The sequence below is a fragment of the Hymenobacter sp. BRD67 genome (assembly GCF_013256425.1).
Classification (GTDB): domain Bacteria; phylum Bacteroidota; class Bacteroidia; order Cytophagales; family Hymenobacteraceae; genus Hymenobacter.
This window is the reverse complement of sequence record NZ_CP053904.1, coordinates 2,845,471-2,861,897: the sequence shown is the minus strand read 5'-3', so window position 1 is coordinate 2,861,897 and position 16,427 is coordinate 2,845,471. Positions and strand designations below refer to the sequence as shown.

Below are 16,427 nucleotides of genomic sequence, written 5' to 3'. Positions count from 1 at the left end.
TCCCTCAGGCACGAGGCACGAGGCACCCACTATGCTAAAAGATTACCTCAAGCTACATTTTATCGTCCTGCTGTGGGGCTTCACGGCCATTTTGGGCAAGCTGATTACCGTGCCGCCGGTCGAGCTGGTGTTCTGGCGCACGCTGCTGGCCAGCACCGGGCTAGTGGGCCTGCTGGTGGCACGGCGCACGGGCTGGCGCCTGGCCCCGGCCGAAGCACTGCGGCTGCTGGGCGTGGGCGCGCTGGTGGCGGCGCACTGGATAACGTTTTTTCTGGCGGCCCGCCTTTCCTCGGTAAGTGTGTGCCTGGCGGGCATGGCCACGCTGGCGTTGTGGACTTCCCTGCTGGAGCCGCTGCTGCTGTGGCGGCGGGTGCGGCCCTACGAAGTGGGCCTGGGGTTGCTGGCAATGGTGGGCCTCTACCTGATTTCGCAGGCCGAGTTTACGCAGCTTACCGGCCTGCTGGTGGCAGTGGCCTCGGCGGGGCTCTCGGCGCTGTTCAGTGTGCTCAACTCGCAGTTGGTGAAGCGCCACGCGCCAGTGCGACTTACTTTTTACGAGATGCTGGGCGCTTGCCTGAGCATCGTGCTGTTTTTTCCAGTCTATAGCCGCTATTTCACGCAGGGAGCGGGGCTGCAGCTAGCCTGGCACGGCTACGACTGGCTGTGGCTGCTGCTGCTGGCCGGCGTGTGCACCGTGTACGCCTTCTCGTCCTCGGTCGAGCTGATGAAGCGGATTTCGGCCTTCGTGGTGAACCTGACCATCAACCTGGAGCCGGTGTATGGCATCGTGCTGGCGCAGGCACTTTTTGTGCTGCGTGTACCGGGCTTCGGGCAGGAAAAAATGTCGGGCGGCTTTTATATCGGTACTCTCCTTATTCTGGCCAGCGTGCTGGTGCATCCGGTACTCGACCAGTGGAACCAGCGCCGCTTACAAAAGCAGGAGCCCATCGAAGCAATACTTTAGCCACCAGCACCTGCGCGCAGTGGTGGCTTAACCGCTGGTTAAAACCGTTTATAAGAGGCCCCGCCACACCAGGTACTCAGCGGGCCAGGGCAAGGCGGGGGCCTCCGGCCTGTCGGGAAATAAGGCGTATACCGCGGAGCCCGAGCCGGAGAGACTGGCGTAGCCCGCGCCGGCATTATATAGTAAATTCTTAATATTATTCAGTACCGGAAATGTCGGGGCCAGCGCGGCTTCAAAATCGTTGCTGACCGTGGTGCGCCAGCTGCTCATGGGTTGGGCCAGGGCCTCGCGCAGCGGGTATGCCGGTGCTTGCGGCACAATGCCCGCAAAGGCCTGCGCCGTGCTGATGTGCAGGTTGGGGTACACCACTACGCAGGCGGTGCCGCGCATATTCAGGTCGATGGGCTCGAAAATATCGCCTTTGCCGCGCGCCAGCCGAGGCGTATTCTCCATAAAAAACGCACAATCGGCGCCGAGCCTGCGCGCGTAGCTTTCGAGCTGCGCCGTCGTCAGCGGCAGCCCACCTACTTCGGCTATGGCTCGTAAGGCAAATGCGGCATCGGCCGAGCCGCCCCCCAGCCCCGCGCCGATGGGCACGATTTTGTGCAGATGCAGCTGCATGGCCGGCAGCGCCGCGAAATCGGCCTTTAGTAGCTCGTAAGCCCTCAGGCACAGGTTGGTAGCGGCCTCGCCCGGAATGGGCCGGCCCGTGAGGGTAAGGTTGGCGGCGACCTGGCCTTTGGGCGCGGGCAGTACTTCGAGCGCGTCGTTCCAGGGAAGGGGCAAGAATACAGTTTCCAGCTCGTGGTAGCCATCGGGCCGCCTGGCCGTTACGTAAAGGCCCAGATTGAGCTTGGCGTTGGGAAAGGAAAGCAAAGGGAACGGGATAGTGGGTAACGGGTAGTAAAGAACGTCATACTAAACGCAATGAAGTATGACGTTCTTTACTACCCGTTACTCGTTACCCATTACCCATGTACCCTGGTAAGCGCCTGCTCGACCTGGCCGTGGCCCTGCCGCTGGTGGTGCTCACGCTGCCGCTGCTGGCCCTAGGAGCCGCGCTGGCGGCCGGCCAGAACGGCGGTGCCTGGCTGTTTCGGCAGCGGCGGCCGGGGCTGGGCGGGCAGCTTTTTACCTTGTATAAGCTGCAAACCATGACCAGCGCCCGCGACCCCGGCACTGGCCAGCTGCTGCCCGATGCCCAGCGCCTGCCGGCCATCGGGCGCTGGCTGCGAGCTACTTCGCTCGATGAGCTGCCGCAGCTTTGGAATATTGTGCGCGGTGATATGAGCCTGGTAGGCCCGCGACCGCTGCTGCCCGCGTATTTGCCGCTATACTCGCCCAGGCAGGCACGGCGCCACCTCGTGCGCCCCGGCCTCACGGGCTGGGCGCAGGTAAACGGGCGAAACGCTATCTCGTGGGAAGAAAAATTTGATTTTGATGTGTGGTACGTGGAGCATCAAAGCTTTTGGCTCGATGTAAGCATTTTGTGGCGCACAGTAGGGCGGGTGCTGGGCCGGCGCGGCATCGCGGCCCAGGGCGAAGCCACTATGTCGGCCTTTAAAGGCAATGCCCGAGTAGCCGACAGGCCGCTGCCTGATGCAGGAGCGGCTGCTAATGAGCTTGCTAGCACCCGGCGCGAAGAATAGGGTAGTTGGGGTAGGGTTTAGGGTAATTGGGATAATAATCTTGAAGAGCCGGGCAACGGCCGTCATCTTTGCCGCATCTCGCCAGCCAGGCAACCAGCAGCCCAGCTTTTTTAGCCCAAGGCATGTAACGAACTACCAGCTGGCCTGGTAACCAGGCCAGCATCCCAATTTTCCCTCCTTTTTCCCTTTCACTCATGAAAAATCTGTTCTTCCCGGTTTTACTCTGGTTGCTGGCCCTGGTGCCCGCCCTGGCTCAGACCTCTTCCGAAGTTCGGGCCGTGTCTACCTTCCACGCGGTGGAGGTAAGTAGCGGCATCGAGCTGTTCGTAACGGCGGGCACGCCCCAGCGCGTGGAGGTGACGGCCGACACGCCCGAAAACCGCGCCCGCATCAAAACCACCGTGGAGGATGGGGTGTTGCGGGTAAAATTCGATATGCAGGCGTCGGACCTGTGGCGCAACAACCACCACAACAAGCTGCGCGTGAACGTTACCGCTGCCCAGCTTACCGGGCTGTCGGCCAGCAGCGGCTCCGAGCTACATGTGAAAAGCACTGCCTACGCCACCGCCGACCTGCGGCTGTCCGTGTCGTCGGGGGCTTCGCTCAAAGGCGACTTTGCGGCAGCTTCCATTCAGGCCGAGCTTAGCAGCGGCGCCGAGGCCGTGGTGAGCGGCACCACCCAGCGCCTGGGCGTGCGCACCAGCAGCGGCGGTAGCTTTAGCGGCAAAAACCTGCGTACCAGCGATTGTGAGGCCGAAGCCAGCAGCGGCGGCAGCGTGGCCGTGGAGGTGCAGAAAACCCTCTCGGCGCGGGCCAGCAGCGGCGGCAGCGTCACCTACGGCGGGGCGCCTCAGGTATCGAAGCACACCAGCAGCGGCGGCAGCGTGAGTGGCCGGTAGCATACTCAGGCGTGAGTAAGCGCTAGTAGCAAGCTCAAACTGCCTTTCTTTGTCCTTTCTTTAAGTTGCAGTCGCTTGCTGCGCATTGCCAAGCGTGGCCTGCCCGGTAAAAGTAGTTGACTAATAGTATATATGAAAAAATATTTTCTGCCTGCCCTGCTGTGGGTGCTGGCCCTGGTACCGGCCCTGGCCCAAACTGAGCTATCGACCCAGGTGCGACCCTTGGAAGCCTTTCATGCCATCAATATTGGCACGGGTATCGAGCTGGAACTGACGGCCGGACACCCGCAACGGGTGGAAGTGAGCGCCATCTCGGCCGAGTTTCGCGAGCATATTCTGACCACCGTTACCAGCGGTGTGCTCAATATTCATTACGACAACCCCGATGAGCGCGACAACCGTAAGCTCTCGCGCATCAATAAAAAGCTGCACGTGGCCGTTACGGCCGACCAGCTCACGGCCATCACGGCCGGCAGCGGGGCCAAGGTAACGGGCACCGGCAGCTTCGCCACGCCCGATTTTCAGCTCGATATCTCGTCGGGAGCCAGCTTCAAGGCCGCGCTCAACGTGGCGGTGCTCATTGTGCGCCAAAATAGCGGTAGTGTTGTGTCCGTCAGCGGACAGGCGCCGCGCTTCGACCTCAATATCAACAGCGGGGCTACGTTTGATGGCAAAGAGCTGCAAACCAACCGCAGCCAGATAGAGGCCGGCAGCGGCAGCAGCGCCACGCTGGCCGTGCGCGAAGTGCTGCTGGCCGAGGCCAGCGGCGGGGCCAGCATCCGTTACCTGGGCTCGCCCAAGCTCACCAAAAACGTGAGTGGTGGCGGCAGCGTCAGCGGTAAATAAAACAGCTTGCTGTAAGCTGCGTCGCCTGCGCCAGTGTCAGGCCGCAGCTAGTCTGGAAGCCGCTGCCCCTACGGGCCGCGGCTTTCTGCTGTAAGCAAGCGTCAGCGCCGGCGTTGCGGAGCACCCGCCTGCTATTTGCCCCAGGCAAATACTGCCGGGCGCTTGTGCAGCGGCGGCAGCACAGGCAGGCGGCGCCACTCGGCTACGGGCAGCGTGCGCAGGTACTCGGTAGGAGCGGTGAGGTCGGCGGCCACGCAGAGGCGGGTGCCGGGCGAAAGGTGAGCCAGCAAGTCGCTGAGGAGCTGGTCGTTGCGGTAGGGCGTTTCGATGCACAGCTGGCTTTGGTCGCGCTGGGCCGCCTCTTTGTCGAGGGCTTTGATAGCCGTGATGCGAGCGGCCTTCTCGATGGGCAAGTAGCCATGAAAGGCAAACCGCTGCCCATTGAGCCCCGAGCCCATGAGGGTTAATAAAATCGACGACGGCCCTACCAGCGGGCGCACGGCCAGCCCCAGCCGGTGCGCCTCCTGGGCCAGCGCCGCGCCGGGGTCGGCAATGCCAGGGCAGCCCGCTTCTGATAATACCCCACCCGCTATATCCTCTTTTAGCAATGGTTCGAGGGCCGCCTTTACCTGAGCGGCTGTGCTATCCTTATCGATAAGCACAAACCGAATATCCTCGATTATGCGGTGCGGGGCTACCTCCTTCACGAAGCGGCGGGCGGTGCGCAGGTTTTCGACCAGGAAGTAGGGCAGCCGGGTCACGGCGGCCACCACCTGCGGCGGCAGTACCTGCGGGGCCGTGCCCTCGGCCAGCGGAGTAGGAAGGAGATAAAGCAAAGGAGAAGGAAGAATAGCGAGGTAGCAGCTAGGGTTGGTCAGCGGCCAGCTCATCGGGGCGAAGCGGCATAACCAGAAGCAGAAAACAAATAAAAGAGCTACCTGCCAGCATAAGCCAAAGCAGCAAACGCCCCGTACTGGTGCCGCGTTCGGCGAATGGCCTCCGAATAGGCTGTAGAAGCAGCGGTGAGCCCCAGTAAGGGGCTAGTGCGCTGGCGCGCACAGCCCGGTATTGGTCGTATGCAGGACCCTCAAGCCGCATTAGGTAAGTGAAATCGGCTAAATTCAGCGAATCGAAATGAGCATCGGTGCGAGCAGCGAAGTTGACGAAGTGCCAATTAGCTTCACCGGGCGAGAGGTTGTCGCCCAGCGTCTTTTGGTACGAATAAACTAGCCAAGCGGGCGGTAGCAGCCGGGCTTGCGGGACTAACCGGGCTGTGGCAGTATCGGCTTCGGCGGCTAGCAAGGGCAGGCGTAGGCTACGGAAGCTTCGAAGCGCTTGCTGCCGCCTTTCAATATGTAGATGTGCGGAGCTGCGTAGCGCCCCAGGTGAGGTCTATCGGCATAATAGGAGCTATGCAACCTGAAAAATACTGCTTCGCCCGGCTGTGCTAGTTCGCGCACGCTACGCAGGTCGCGCACTTCGCCCACACGGTAGCGTAGGTAGTTGCGCAAGTTCCATCCCAGAGCTACGAAAAGCGCCCATACAAATAGCAGAGGTACTTCCCTGCTTTCGCCCTTTGTATTTGAAGCTAACAGCGCCCAAGGGCGCCACAGCCACCAGCACATAGCAAAACCTATTCCTAGCGGCCCCCACAATGACCACCTGTATCCCCATGACCATGGTCGGAGTAGAGCAGTAGCCCCTCCGAAAACCAGTAAGAAAATGGCTAAAGCTTGCAGATAAGGCAACAGAAGGGTACGCCCCCGTCGAGGCAGAGTGTCATACCAGGATGGGTGAGAGTTTGGCATGACAGCTATAGGTGCCCTACGAAATTTTTCACCAGCGCAAACACCTCCTCCGGCTTTTCGGCGTGCAGCCAGTGGCCGGCGTCGGGTACGGTCACCACCTGCGAGTTGGGGAACAGGGCCGGGATGCCGTGCAGCTTATCGTCGGGCGTGATGTAGTCGGACTTGCCACCGCGCACAAACAGCGTGGGCTTCAGGAACGGCTGCGCGGCCCCGATTTCTTCACCGATAGCGGCCAGCTGGCTTACCAGCACTGGTAAGTTGATGCGCCAGGCAAACGAATTGTCTTCACGACGATACAGGTTCTTGAGCAGGAACTGCCGCACGCCTACCTGCGGAATGCGTGCGGCCAGCGCAGCCTCGGCCTGCTGCCGGGTTTGAAGGGCGGCTAGGTCCACTGCCTGCAAGCCGGCAATAATGGCATCCTGATGCTCCATGTTGGAAAAGCGCGGCGCAATGTCGAGCACCAGCAGCTGGGCCAGCCGGGCGGGGTAGCCCAGCGCCAGGCACATGGCCACCTTGCCGCCCATGCTGTGGCCCAATACGGTAAGGCGGGCCGGGTCAAGGTGGAGGTGGTCGAGCAGGGCGAGCACATCCTGCGCCATGAGGGCGTAGCTGTGCTCGGGCGAGTGAAACGAGCGCCCGTGGTTGCGTAAATCAACCGACACCACTCGCAGGCCGGCCTCATCGGCCCAGCGCCGGGCCAGCGTATGCCAGTTGTCGAGGGTGCCAAACAAGCCGTGGAGAATCACCAGCGGGGTAGCTGCCGGGTTGCCCTGGTCAAGATAATGCAGCAGCGGAGGGGTTGAAGCAGAAAAATCAGCCATACCACAAAGGTCGGGGCCAGCTGGGAGATGGGCGAGGCCGAAGCAAGCAGGTTTATTTTCCCGGCTCTCTTTACACCCACGCCCAGGCGCGGCGACGCTCCTGCACCTCTATGCCGAAATGACGCAGGTAGCGCACCAGGGGCTGAATGTCTGATAGCATCAAGGTAGTCAGAATAATGTCACCCTGAGGCAGTGGCAGCCGCAGGTACTCGTAGCGCCGCCAGAAAACGCCCGACCAGCGGCAGCGGCTCCACTCTACGGGGCCGGGCCCTGGCCAGCCCTGGCGGGCCGGGTCGTAGGCTAATACGTCGTCTAAAGCCACCTGTAGCCGCCCCCGAGCGGGTCAAATACCAGCGTAGTAGCGGCATTGAGCGTATAGTAGCGCAGGTGCAGCACCAGCGCCGGCACGGCCAGCGCCAGAATAGCCGCCAGCAGTGCCCAGGCCAGCCCGCGCTCGGCGGCGGTGGGAGCCAGCAGGCCCGGCCCGGCGGCGGCAAAGCCTGTGCCCACGGCCAGCAGCGGCCAGGTAAGCAGCACCAGCTGCCGGGTCGCGGTGGCATGAAAGACAGTCGCTTTTTTGCCAAAAATCCCTAATACCCAACGGGACAGGCCCATCAGCACAACCAGGCTTACGGTGGCTTCGAGCAGCGAGCGGGTAAGGTTCATAGCCCCAAAATACGGGCATACACCGCCGCAAAGGCCCGGCCCACCGCCGGGTAGCTGAACTCGGCCACCGCCCGCGCCCGTAGCGCGGCCGCATCGAAGCGCCCGGCCGGGGCTGTAAGTACCGTGCGCAGGGCCTCGGCCAGGGCCGCCTCGTCGGTGGGCGGCACCAGCAGGCCCAGGCGGTCGGAGGATAATAGCTCGGGCACACCGCCCACGCGGGTAGCCACGGCGGGCAACCCGCTGGCCTGCGCCTCGATGAGCACGCAGGGCAGGTTCTCGTAATTGGAAAAAAGGACCAGGGCCGCCGCCCGGCGCATTTCGGTGGCTACCTGGGCCGGGGTGAGCTTGCCCAGAAACTCAACGGTGCCGGTAGCCAGCAGGCCGAGCGTGGCGGCCAGCTGGTGCACCTGCACCTCATCGGGGCCATAGCCCGCAATGCGCAGGTGCAGGCCCGGCAGGGGCGGGGCCGTGGCGCGCAGCCGGGCCACGGTGCGCAGCAAGCCGCTCAGGTTTTTGGCTTTTTCATTGAAAGCCGCTACGTGCAGCAGGCCCTGCCGCCGCGCCTGGTCATCGGCAGGCGGGTAAAAAAGCTCGGTGTCGACCACGTTGGGAATCACGACCGTGCGCGGATTGGCCCCGCCCAGCGCCGCCAGCGCCCGCGCCAGGTCGTGCGACACGGGCAGGCTGGCTGCTGCCCGCCGCACCAGGTGGCCCACCATCCAGCGCCGCGCCTGGCCCAGGCGGCCGGCGTTGGCGGGCAGCAGCGCCGTTTGGTGCTCAGTGAGCACGTAGGGAATGCCGTGCCGGGCGCGCAGCCACCATGCCAGCGCGGCCGGCCGCAGCAGTACGTGGGCGTGCACCACATCGGGCCGCCGGCCGGCCCAGTGGCGGCGCACGGCCCGCAGCCCGCGCCGCTGGCATAGCAGCCACAGCAGCAGCTTCAGCAGCTTGTCGAGCGGGGCCAGGCCAGTGGGCCGGGCGCGGTAGTAGTAGCTCCAGGTGGGCACCGGGCCGGCCAGGTCAATATCCGCGTCGATGAGCCGGGGCAGTGGCCCGCGCGCCACGGCCGCAAACACCACCGCCGACTCGATGCCCGGTTGGGCCGCGATGGCCGCCACGTGCCGGGCCACGAAGTCGCCATCCTGGTCGTCGTAGCGGTGCGGGTACCATTTGGGCAGGTGCAGGATTCTCAAGGGTGAATGTAGACTAAGCAGAAGCGATAACGGCCAGCTGAGCTGATGCCGGGAGTACTATTCAAAAGTAAAGCCCGCCCTTGGTGAGGGCGGGCTTTACGTAGCCGGATGTTTGCGCGCAGTATACTAAAACAGGTAGCGCACGCCCAGCTGTCCCTGCCAGCGCGAGGCCAGCTGGTCGATAGAGTAAGTAGCGGGGTTGCTAAAAGTGAAGGCCGGGCGGTTAAACGTCGTGGCGTTGTAAGTAGTCGAGATGTTGCCGCTGGCATCGGCGTAAGCCACCTGGTTGAGGCCGGTGCTGAGCGTCGAGTTAAACGTGTTTGGCACGAAATACTGGCGGCCCCAGCTGTTGTTCAGGAAGTTGCCAAAGTTGATGATGTCGAACGAAATCTGGATGGAATGGCCCTGCGATACCACCCCGGCTTCGTTGGGCGTGAGCTTGCCGAGCTTGGCTTCCACCATCAGGCGAACGTCGGCCTGGTTGTTCCAGGGCGTACGGGCCGCGTTGCGCTCGGCATACTGGCCGCGGCGGGTGCTCAGGTAGGGGTCGTTGCTGATGAAGCTGTTGAGGGCAGTGTACTGGGCACCGCTGCCGTCCTGCACATAGGCCGTTCCCACTTTGTTAACCAGTACGATGTCTGAGGCCGAGCCAGGGATATAAGCCAGCTCAACGTTCTGCTGACCATTGCCCAGGAAGTTGTTGTTATACACCCAGGTGTAGGGCGCACCGCTCTGGTAAGTCAGTACCGAAGTGAGGTAGCCGGTGAAGCGGCCATCATTGGTAGACTTGTGCATGTTGATGCTGGCAACTACGCGGTGGCGCAGGTCGAAGTTGGAATAGGCCAGGCCGGGGTTGTTAACGTTCAAAGCCGGGTTCAACTCCCAGTTCGACTGCGGCGAGTTACGGATACCGTTGCTGATATCCTTGCTCACGCCGTAGGTGTAAGCAGCATTAACGTCAAGCAGCGTGTTGAGCGTCTGGCCTACAGAGCCAGTCAGCTGGTAGCGGTAGCCCTGCTGGGTATTGGTTAGGAAGAAGGCGTTCGAGAAGCCACTGTTCACCTTGGTGCCGCCGTAGGGGGCCGCGATATACTTCGGGCTCTGAGTCGGGCCCTGGGCCAGGTAGGTTACGTTGTCGGCCAGGTTGATATTCTCAAACTGCACGTCCTGGAGGGTCTTGGTGTACAGGCCCTCCACCGAGAAGCGGGTGCCCGAAGCCATCTTGAAGTCGAAGGCCAGGTTCGAGCGCCACACCTGCGGCATCTTGAAGTTGTTGTCAATCAGGTTCACCTCCGTCGTGCTCTGGGCCGAGGCGGGCAGCTGCTTGTAGATGTTGTTCGGGTTCTGGCTGAGGTAGTACTTGCCAGCCGTAGCGGGCGTGGTTTGAATATTGTTCAAATCCACCGAGTTGAAATTCACGCCGTTGTTGTAGTAGGCGTAGCCAAACCAGGCAAACGGTACCCGGCCGGTGAAGACGCCCGAGCCACCGCGCACTATAAACGAGCCGTCGCCGTTTACATCGTAGTTGAAGCCCAGACGAGGGGAAATCTGTACCTGGCCGAGATAGCCGTTGCTGAGCTGCTGCCAGGGAGTGTGCGTGTACGTCTGGTTCAGGGTCCGCGTGTCGTTGGCCGGGTTATTTACCAGGGTCGAGTTCAGAGCCGGCTTGGTAGGCAGCGAGGCGATGTCGAAGCGAATGCCGGGCGTAATCTTCAGGCGGTCGTTTATCGTCCATTCGTCCTGCACGTAGCCGCTGTAGAAGTTGATGTTGAATGCCGCCGAAGGGTTATTATAGTTGTAGTCGTACGAGTTGTCGCCCACCATGCCGTTGTTGTAGGTGCCCCGGATGCGGCTCGGCAAATCGCTGAGGAAGTCGTTCACGCTGTTGTACTCGATACGGCCGTTCCAGGAGTTGATAAAGCCGTAGTCGATGTGGTAGAACTCGTTGTGCGTGCCTACCGTGATGGCGTGCGAGCCGGTGTAGAACGTCACGTTATCGGTCAACTCAAACGTCTTCTGGCGCTGGTTGAAGATGCTGGCCTCGCGGTCCGAGCCCAGCAGAATCTGGTTCGACCCGCTGTAGTAGCTGCTGGTACCGGGAGTGCCTACCGTCGTGCCTACGTTGTTAATCTGAACGGCCGGAAACACGTTGGCCTGGCCGCCAATCAGGTTGCGGTAGTCGTGGATGTTGGTATAGCCCAGAATCAGGTTGTTAGCCAGGGTGTTCGAGAAGTTCGACTTTACTTCCAGTACCGTCGAGTTCTGCACGTTATTCTGCGTAAAGTCCTGCGAGCCAAACTTGAACAGGCTGCCCGAGCGCTCCAGGTTGGTAGCTACCGCGCTGATATAATTGTGACGCAAGGCGATGCTCGTCTTGTCGTTCACGTTGAAGTCCAGGCGGCCGAAAATCTTGTTGCTGTTCGAGTAGATGTTATAGTCGCCGTAGTCACCTACGTTGTAGCTGGCCGTGCCCAGCGTCCCATCGGCGTTGCGGGTGGTGTAGTTGTTGAGCTTGGCCGCAATCTGCTGGGCCAGGTCTACCGTCACCGGCGAGCCGGGGGCGCCGGCGGCGTAGAACTGGGGCTCGGTGCGGCGCGCCAGCTCGGCATTGGTGAAGAAGAATAGCTTATTTTTAATAATCGGGCCACCCAGGCGGAAGCCAGTCTGGTAGTCGTGGTATGACGGTCCGATTTTCGAGTTGGTGCCGTCGACGCTCTTGCCGGTGATGTCCTGGTTACGGCCATAGCCATACACCGAGCCGTGAAAGTCATTGGTGCCCGAGCGCGTCACGGCATTAATTGAGCCGCCGGTGAAGTTACCCAGCTTTACGTCGTAGGGAGCTACCTGGGCCTGAATCTCCTGGATGGCGTCGAGCGAAATCGGGTTGGCGCGGGCCGAGCCTCCGGGCAGGCCGCTGGTGCCGCCCTGGCCACCCAGCGAGGGCGAAAAGCCAATCGCGTCGTTGTTGATGGCACCATCGAGGGTAATGTTGTTGTAGCGGAACGAGCTACCTGCAAACGAGTTGTTCGAGTTGCGCGGGTCGAGGCGCGTAAAGTCCTGAATGCTGCGCGAGATGGTCGGCAGCTGCTGCAACTGCTCGCGGCCTACGTTGGTGCCGGCCCCGGTTTTGGTAGCCTGAGTGTTGCCCACTACCACTACCTCATTCAGGGCCTGGGCCTCGGCCGCCAGCGTGAAGTTGAGGCGGGTCGTATTACCCAGCGTCAGAAATACGTTGTTGATAGTCTGCTCTTTGTAGCCGACGTACGTTACCGTAATGGTATAAGGTCCGCCGGGAGACAGGTTGGGGATGGTAAAGCGGCCGTCGGTTTCGGTAGCCGTGCCGCGCTTGGTACCGGTAGGCACGTTGGTAGCCACTACGGTTACGCCAATCAGGTCCTCGTTTTTGTCGGAGCTAATCTTGCCGCTAATGGCCGAAGTGGTGACCTGCGCCGAAGCCATCTTGGCCAGCAGCAGTAGCAGAAGGAGAATTGTCAGCCGCGTGGCGGTCCGACCAAAGGTAAGAGTGCGCATAAAAAGGGGGTTAGGCCAATGCGAACGCAAAGGTCCCCCGGCATTGTCGGCGATAGGCGAGTCAATCGGTTATCAAATCATTGGCAATCAGCACTACCCGTAATACTGCCGTAACACAGCCCGGCCGTGCTGCGCTGGCCGGGCCGTTTCCGCACAATTCCCAAAAGCTACCCCTGCCTTATTCAACGAGTAATACCGGGCGGTCAGCGAGTAATTGAGGGTGATAGTCGCCCCAGAAGCCGGCAGGGGTAGTATGGGGTAGCTTAAAGGCTGGCCTACCCCGTAATATTGTATACTCAACCAGCCGATGCCCCGCGCTTACCTCTTCGTTTATGTTGCTTTCCATGACGGGCTTTGGCCAGGCTCACCGCGATACGGACCGCTATACCGCGACGGCCGAGCTGCGCTCGCTCAATTCCAAAACCCTCGATCTCACCCTGCGCCTGCCACGCTTTCTGCAAGCGCACGAGCACGAAATTCGTCAGCAAATCACCAAGGCCCTGCTGCGCGGCAAAGTCAACTTCAATATTGATTTTAATCGACCGGCCAGCGCGGCGGCCGCCCCGGCGCTCAACCGGCCGGCCCTGTTGGCGGCCTTTCACGAGCTGCAAGCCGTGGCCCAAAGCCTGGGCCTGGCCGCTACCGAAGAAACCCTGCTGGCCGCCCTGCGCCTGCCCGGCGTTGTGCCCACGGCAGCCGAAGCAGCCCAGACCAGCCAAGCCGAAACCGGAGCCGAAGAGCCAACCTGGGCCGAGCTACAACCGCTGCTTACCGAGGCGCTGGCAGCCATGCAGCAGTTTCGACAAGACGAAGGCCAGACGCTGCAGCAGGAAATTCTGGGCTACCTAGCTACTATTCGGCAGCAGCTGGCGGCCGTTGACTTGCACGACCCGCAGCGCGTGGCGCACGTTCGGCAGCGCCTGGCAACGCACCTGGCCGAGCTAACCCAGCACGAGCAGTTCAATGCTACCCGCTTCGAGCAGGAAGTATTGTACTACATCGAGAAGCTGGATATTGCCGAAGAAAAAGTTCGCCTGTCAGCCCACCTCGACTACTTTGAGCTGGCTACCCGGCAGCCCGACGAGGCGGTGGGTAAAAAGCTCGGCTTCCTGGCTCAGGAAATAGGCCGGGAAATCAATACGATAGGCTCAAAAGCAAATGATGCCACCGTTCAGCATCTGGTGGTAGGTATGAAAGAAGAACTGGAAAAAATCAAAGAACAGCTTAATAATATCCTGTAGCTAAATCCAAAGTCCTGGGTTTCACGTAGAGTAAAAAAGGTTCCACCTACTGAAATTGAAAAAAACCTCTGTATCTTTCCAGTCCTTTTTTGGATTTATAGAAGAAAAATGAAGCGGCTACAGGCGCGGTTTAACGAATTTTCACGAAACCTTCTCTTTTAAAGGAACTTGTTTTTGCTCACATAATCAGTAAGTTAAGCCAAGTGGCGCAGGGGTTGCAAAAACTATTTTCGCACCTGCTAGCCGTTGAGGTGTTTTTGGAACAGAAGTTGCATTTTGTGTGTAACTTAGATTCCGAATCGAAAGCCAATCAAAACCGGATAAATTTTATTTTACTTCTACTACTACCTTTTACCACTCTACTCCCATGAAAAAAATAGTACTCTTGCTGCTCACTTCCTGCGCAAGCCTACTCATGGCAGCGCGCCCCGCTTCTGAGATTGAACTGGTAAAGAAGCGCGTGCTAAGCGAGCGCGTGGAGGTGCTGATTCCCAAAGGCTTCGAGGTTATGACCGAGCAGCAGATGGATTTTGCCTATGCCCACGCCAGCAGCCGCCCCAGCGTAGTATTCACCAATAACAACCTGGTATCGCTGGCCTTCAACTATTCTGACAACGACGCCGACCAGGACATGGTGCAGGTGTACCAGGATAACTTTGCCAAGGCTTACCATAAGCAGTATAAGCAAACTACCTGGTTTGGCGAAGGTGTGAAGGAAGTAGGCAACCGTAAGGTAGGCTACCTCGAATTCATGAAGCCCGAGATGGGCCACGAAGTGTACACGCTTGTATTCTTCACCGACGTGCAGGGTAAGTTGCTCATCTGCACATTTAACTGCGCCGACCGCCAGAAGCCCGAATGGGAGCCCCTGGCCAAGCGTATCCTGAACTCACTCAAAGCCAACAGCTAGGGCCACCAGTTTAAGCTGTACTTGCAGCGCCAGACGCAGAACTCCCCGGCCACTAGGCTGGGGTTTTTTGCGTTTATACAGTCTTTATAATATGGGGCAGCGGGTGGATGAATATTTTATATATTTAAAAAGCTTAATATAATAAATAATCAATTGCTGGCTAGCTCATTCAGAAAGTCGCGGGCCAGCCCGAAGGCACCCGCAAAGCCCGCCAGCGAAAGCGCGGCCGGCTGGTCGTTTACGTCGTGGTAAGCCAGGCTGCCGCCGCGCGTGTACAGGAAAAATGCCGGCACCCCGGCTTGCGAAAACGGGAAGTGGTCGGAGTTGGCGGCCGGGCCCCGGGCGGTGAGGCGCGGCAGGTAGTGGTGGGCCTCATTGAAGAACGTGAGCCGGCGAAAAGCCGCTTCGTGCACCCGGCCATTTACTACGGTGGCGCCTTCCTCCCCGGTGCCCAGCAGGTCGAGGTTGAGCAGGAATTTGATGCGGGCCAGCGGCACCAGCGGGTGCTGCACGAAATAGGTAGAGCCCAGCAGTCCCGCTTCTTCGGCCCCAAAAAGCAGAAACACAACCGAGCAGGCGGGGCGGTTTTCGGGCCGGGCATAGTAGGCAGCCAGCTCCAGCAGCAGCGCCACGCCGCTGGCGTTGTCGTTGGCACCGGGAAAGTAGGTTTTACGGCCCATCATGCCGAGGTGGTCGTAGTGGGCCGAGACTACGAGGAAGCTGTCGGGCTGGGTACGTCCGCGCACGATGGCAGCGAGGTTCTGGGTTTGGTAGTGGCGCAGGAGTTGGGCGTCGGCTTGTAGCCGGATGGTTTGGGGAGTTAAGCCGCCGGCCGGGTCGGTAGGCCACTGGCTGGCCAGAATGTCGAAGCGGAGTTGGGGGCCTGCGTACCGGCCAGCGAGGCCGTCAGCTTGGGGACCAGAACGAGGCGGGGGCCGCCGGCCGCCAGGCGTTTTTGCAATTCGGGGGCAGCGTGGGCAAGCGGGCCTCGTCGCGGGCGCGCATGACGGTCGCGTTGGGTAGGTAGCCGGTTACCCAGGGCGTAGCTTTCACGCCCGGTACCATTCCTGCCAAACCCGTAGTATAGCGCCGGACGGCTGCCGTATCCGTAAAAATCAGGGTGTCTAAGGGCCAGGCGCGAAACTCGCGGGCAATTTTATCAGACCCCGACTCGGGCGCGGCGATGAAGTCTCGCCCGGGCCGCAGGTTGTGAGGGTTGCGCCCGGTCAGTTGGGCCTGCAGCTCACCCGGAAACGTATTCACATCCAACGTAAAAGATTGGGTGTAATCGGGCGCCAGTGGCTGCAGGCCCAGCTGGCGCAGTCGGCCGCGCAGGTAAGCGGCGGCCAGGTGCTCGCCCTGCTGCACGTAGCCCCGCCCGTGCATTTTGGGGGAAGCTAACTCTTCGATGGTGCGGCGGGCGCGGGCCAAATCGGGCTCGGTAGCCTGGGCGTGGGCGTAGTCGGGTAGCACTAGCAAGAAGGCCAGGGGTAGCGCCGACCGGCGCCCGCCGCGGCCGGCCAGGCCCGCCCCGGCCAGAACCAGTGCTGCCCCAATGGTATCGCCCAGCAGGTCGGTCCACTCGGCGTGGCGGCCCATGTTCATTAAATATTGAAGTAGCTCAATTAAGCTGCCAAATAGCACGCATCCCAGCAGCACCCAGCCGCCGGCGTAGCGCGCCAGCCGGGGCACGCACCGTGCCCACAGCCAGCCCAGGCCGGCCAGCACGGCAAATACCCCGGCGTGGGCGGCCGTGTCGAACGAAAGCAGCTTCCACTCGGGCGTGCGGGGCATGTCCTGCGCCGGGGTCAGGGTCAGGACCAGCATCACGGCGACCCAGGCGAGGGCCAGACGGCCGTAGAAGCGTCGGGTAAGCGTTTTCATGGCGGGGTAAGC

At 61.0% G+C, this 16,427-nt stretch carries 16 protein-coding genes; 6 read left to right on the top strand and 10 right to left on the bottom strand.

What is annotated here, in order from left to right; genetic code table 11:
- The first annotated feature begins 31 nt into the window (after window positions 1-31).
- Window positions 32-964, top strand: a complete 933-nt coding sequence (locus tag GKZ67_RS13295; protein WP_173243055.1) for a DMT family transporter — start codon at window positions 32-34, stop codon at window positions 962-964.
- 48 nt (window positions 965-1,012) lie between these two features.
- Here GKZ67_RS13295 and ispE read toward each other — a convergent pair whose 3' ends face one another.
- Window positions 1,013-1,840 carry a 4-(cytidine 5'-diphospho)-2-C-methyl-D-erythritol kinase gene (gene ispE / locus GKZ67_RS13290; RefSeq protein ID WP_173243053.1) on the bottom strand — a complete coding sequence of 276 codons (828 nt, stop codon included), beginning with the start codon at window positions 1,838-1,840 and terminating at the stop codon, window positions 1,013-1,015.
- A 98-nt stretch (window positions 1,841-1,938) separates the two neighbouring features.
- Here ispE and GKZ67_RS13285 point away from each other — a divergent pair, with 98 nt between their 5' ends.
- From GKZ67_RS13285 to GKZ67_RS13275, 3 genes are all read left to right on the top strand, one after another.
- Window positions 1,939-2,613 (top strand): sugar transferase, encoded by a 675-nt coding sequence (locus GKZ67_RS13285; protein ID WP_173243051.1) that lies wholly within the window; start codon window positions 1,939-1,941, stop codon window positions 2,611-2,613.
- 194 nt (window positions 2,614-2,807) lie between these two features.
- A complete protein-coding gene (locus GKZ67_RS13280) occupies window positions 2,808-3,512 on the top strand; it encodes a head GIN domain-containing protein (RefSeq protein WP_173243049.1) in 705 nt (234 codons plus the stop codon).
- A gap of 132 nt (window positions 3,513-3,644) precedes the next feature.
- Entirely contained in the window at window positions 3,645-4,358 is a 714-nt protein-coding gene (locus GKZ67_RS13275) for a head GIN domain-containing protein (protein WP_173243048.1), read from the top strand.
- Between the two features lie 131 nt (window positions 4,359-4,489).
- Here GKZ67_RS13275 and GKZ67_RS13270 read toward each other — a convergent pair whose 3' ends face one another.
- The 7 genes from GKZ67_RS13270 to GKZ67_RS13240 all read right to left on the bottom strand — a co-directional run bounded on the left by GKZ67_RS13270 (window position 4,490) and on the right by GKZ67_RS13240 (window position 12,380).
- Window positions 4,490-5,194: an SAM-dependent methyltransferase gene (locus GKZ67_RS13270; RefSeq protein ID WP_317172144.1), complete on the bottom strand. Its 705-nt coding sequence runs from the start codon at window positions 5,192-5,194 to the stop codon at window positions 4,490-4,492.
- Between the two features lie 459 nt (window positions 5,195-5,653).
- The gene (locus GKZ67_RS13265) at window positions 5,654-5,869 is read right to left on the bottom strand and encodes a hypothetical protein (RefSeq protein ID WP_173243044.1); all 216 of its coding nucleotides are present in this window, start codon (window positions 5,867-5,869) and stop codon (window positions 5,654-5,656) included.
- A 302-nt stretch (window positions 5,870-6,171) separates the two neighbouring features.
- Window positions 6,172-6,990 (bottom strand): alpha/beta fold hydrolase, encoded by an 819-nt coding sequence (locus GKZ67_RS13260; RefSeq protein WP_173243040.1) that lies wholly within the window; start codon window positions 6,988-6,990, stop codon window positions 6,172-6,174.
- 70 nt (window positions 6,991-7,060) lie between these two features.
- Window positions 7,061-7,312 (bottom strand): hypothetical protein, encoded by a 252-nt coding sequence (locus GKZ67_RS13255; RefSeq protein WP_173243037.1) that lies wholly within the window; start codon window positions 7,310-7,312, stop codon window positions 7,061-7,063.
- Window positions 7,303-7,656 (bottom strand): hypothetical protein, encoded by a 354-nt coding sequence (locus GKZ67_RS13250; RefSeq protein WP_173243034.1) that lies wholly within the window; start codon window positions 7,654-7,656, stop codon window positions 7,303-7,305. The genes GKZ67_RS13255 and GKZ67_RS13250 overlap by 10 nt, the downstream gene beginning before the upstream one ends.
- Window positions 7,653-8,849: a glycosyltransferase gene (locus GKZ67_RS13245; protein WP_173243031.1), complete on the bottom strand. Its 1,197-nt coding sequence runs from the start codon at window positions 8,847-8,849 to the stop codon at window positions 7,653-7,655. Before GKZ67_RS13245 ends, GKZ67_RS13250 begins: the two co-directional genes overlap by 4 nt.
- Before the next feature lie 126 nt (window positions 8,850-8,975).
- Window positions 8,976-12,380 carry a carboxypeptidase regulatory-like domain-containing protein gene (locus GKZ67_RS13240; protein WP_173243028.1) on the bottom strand — a complete coding sequence of 1,135 codons (3,405 nt, stop codon included), beginning with the start codon at window positions 12,378-12,380 and terminating at the stop codon, window positions 8,976-8,978.
- 332 nt (window positions 12,381-12,712) lie between these two features.
- Here GKZ67_RS13240 and GKZ67_RS13235 point away from each other — a divergent pair, with 332 nt between their 5' ends.
- Together GKZ67_RS13235 and GKZ67_RS13230 are read left to right on the top strand one after the other, a co-directional pair.
- On the top strand, window positions 12,713-13,621 hold the full coding sequence (locus GKZ67_RS13235) for a YicC/YloC family endoribonuclease (RefSeq protein WP_173243025.1): 909 nt from the start codon (window positions 12,713-12,715) through the stop codon (window positions 13,619-13,621).
- A 367-nt stretch (window positions 13,622-13,988) separates the two neighbouring features.
- Window positions 13,989-14,531, top strand: a complete 543-nt coding sequence (locus GKZ67_RS13230) for a hypothetical protein (protein ID WP_173243022.1) — start codon at window positions 13,989-13,991, stop codon at window positions 14,529-14,531.
- 149 nt (window positions 14,532-14,680) lie between these two features.
- On the opposite strand, the gene GKZ67_RS13225 is transcribed toward GKZ67_RS13230, so the two are convergent.
- Both GKZ67_RS13225 and GKZ67_RS13220 read right to left on the bottom strand, forming a co-directional pair.
- On the bottom strand, window positions 14,681-15,277 hold the full coding sequence (locus GKZ67_RS13225) for a M28 family metallopeptidase (protein ID WP_173243018.1): 597 nt from the start codon (window positions 15,275-15,277) through the stop codon (window positions 14,681-14,683).
- Window positions 15,278-15,437: 160 nt separating this feature from the next.
- Window positions 15,438-16,415, bottom strand: coding sequence for a VanZ family protein (locus GKZ67_RS13220; RefSeq protein ID WP_173243015.1), 978 nt, complete (start codon window positions 16,413-16,415; stop codon window positions 15,438-15,440).
- Window positions 16,416-16,427 lie beyond the last annotated feature (12 nt).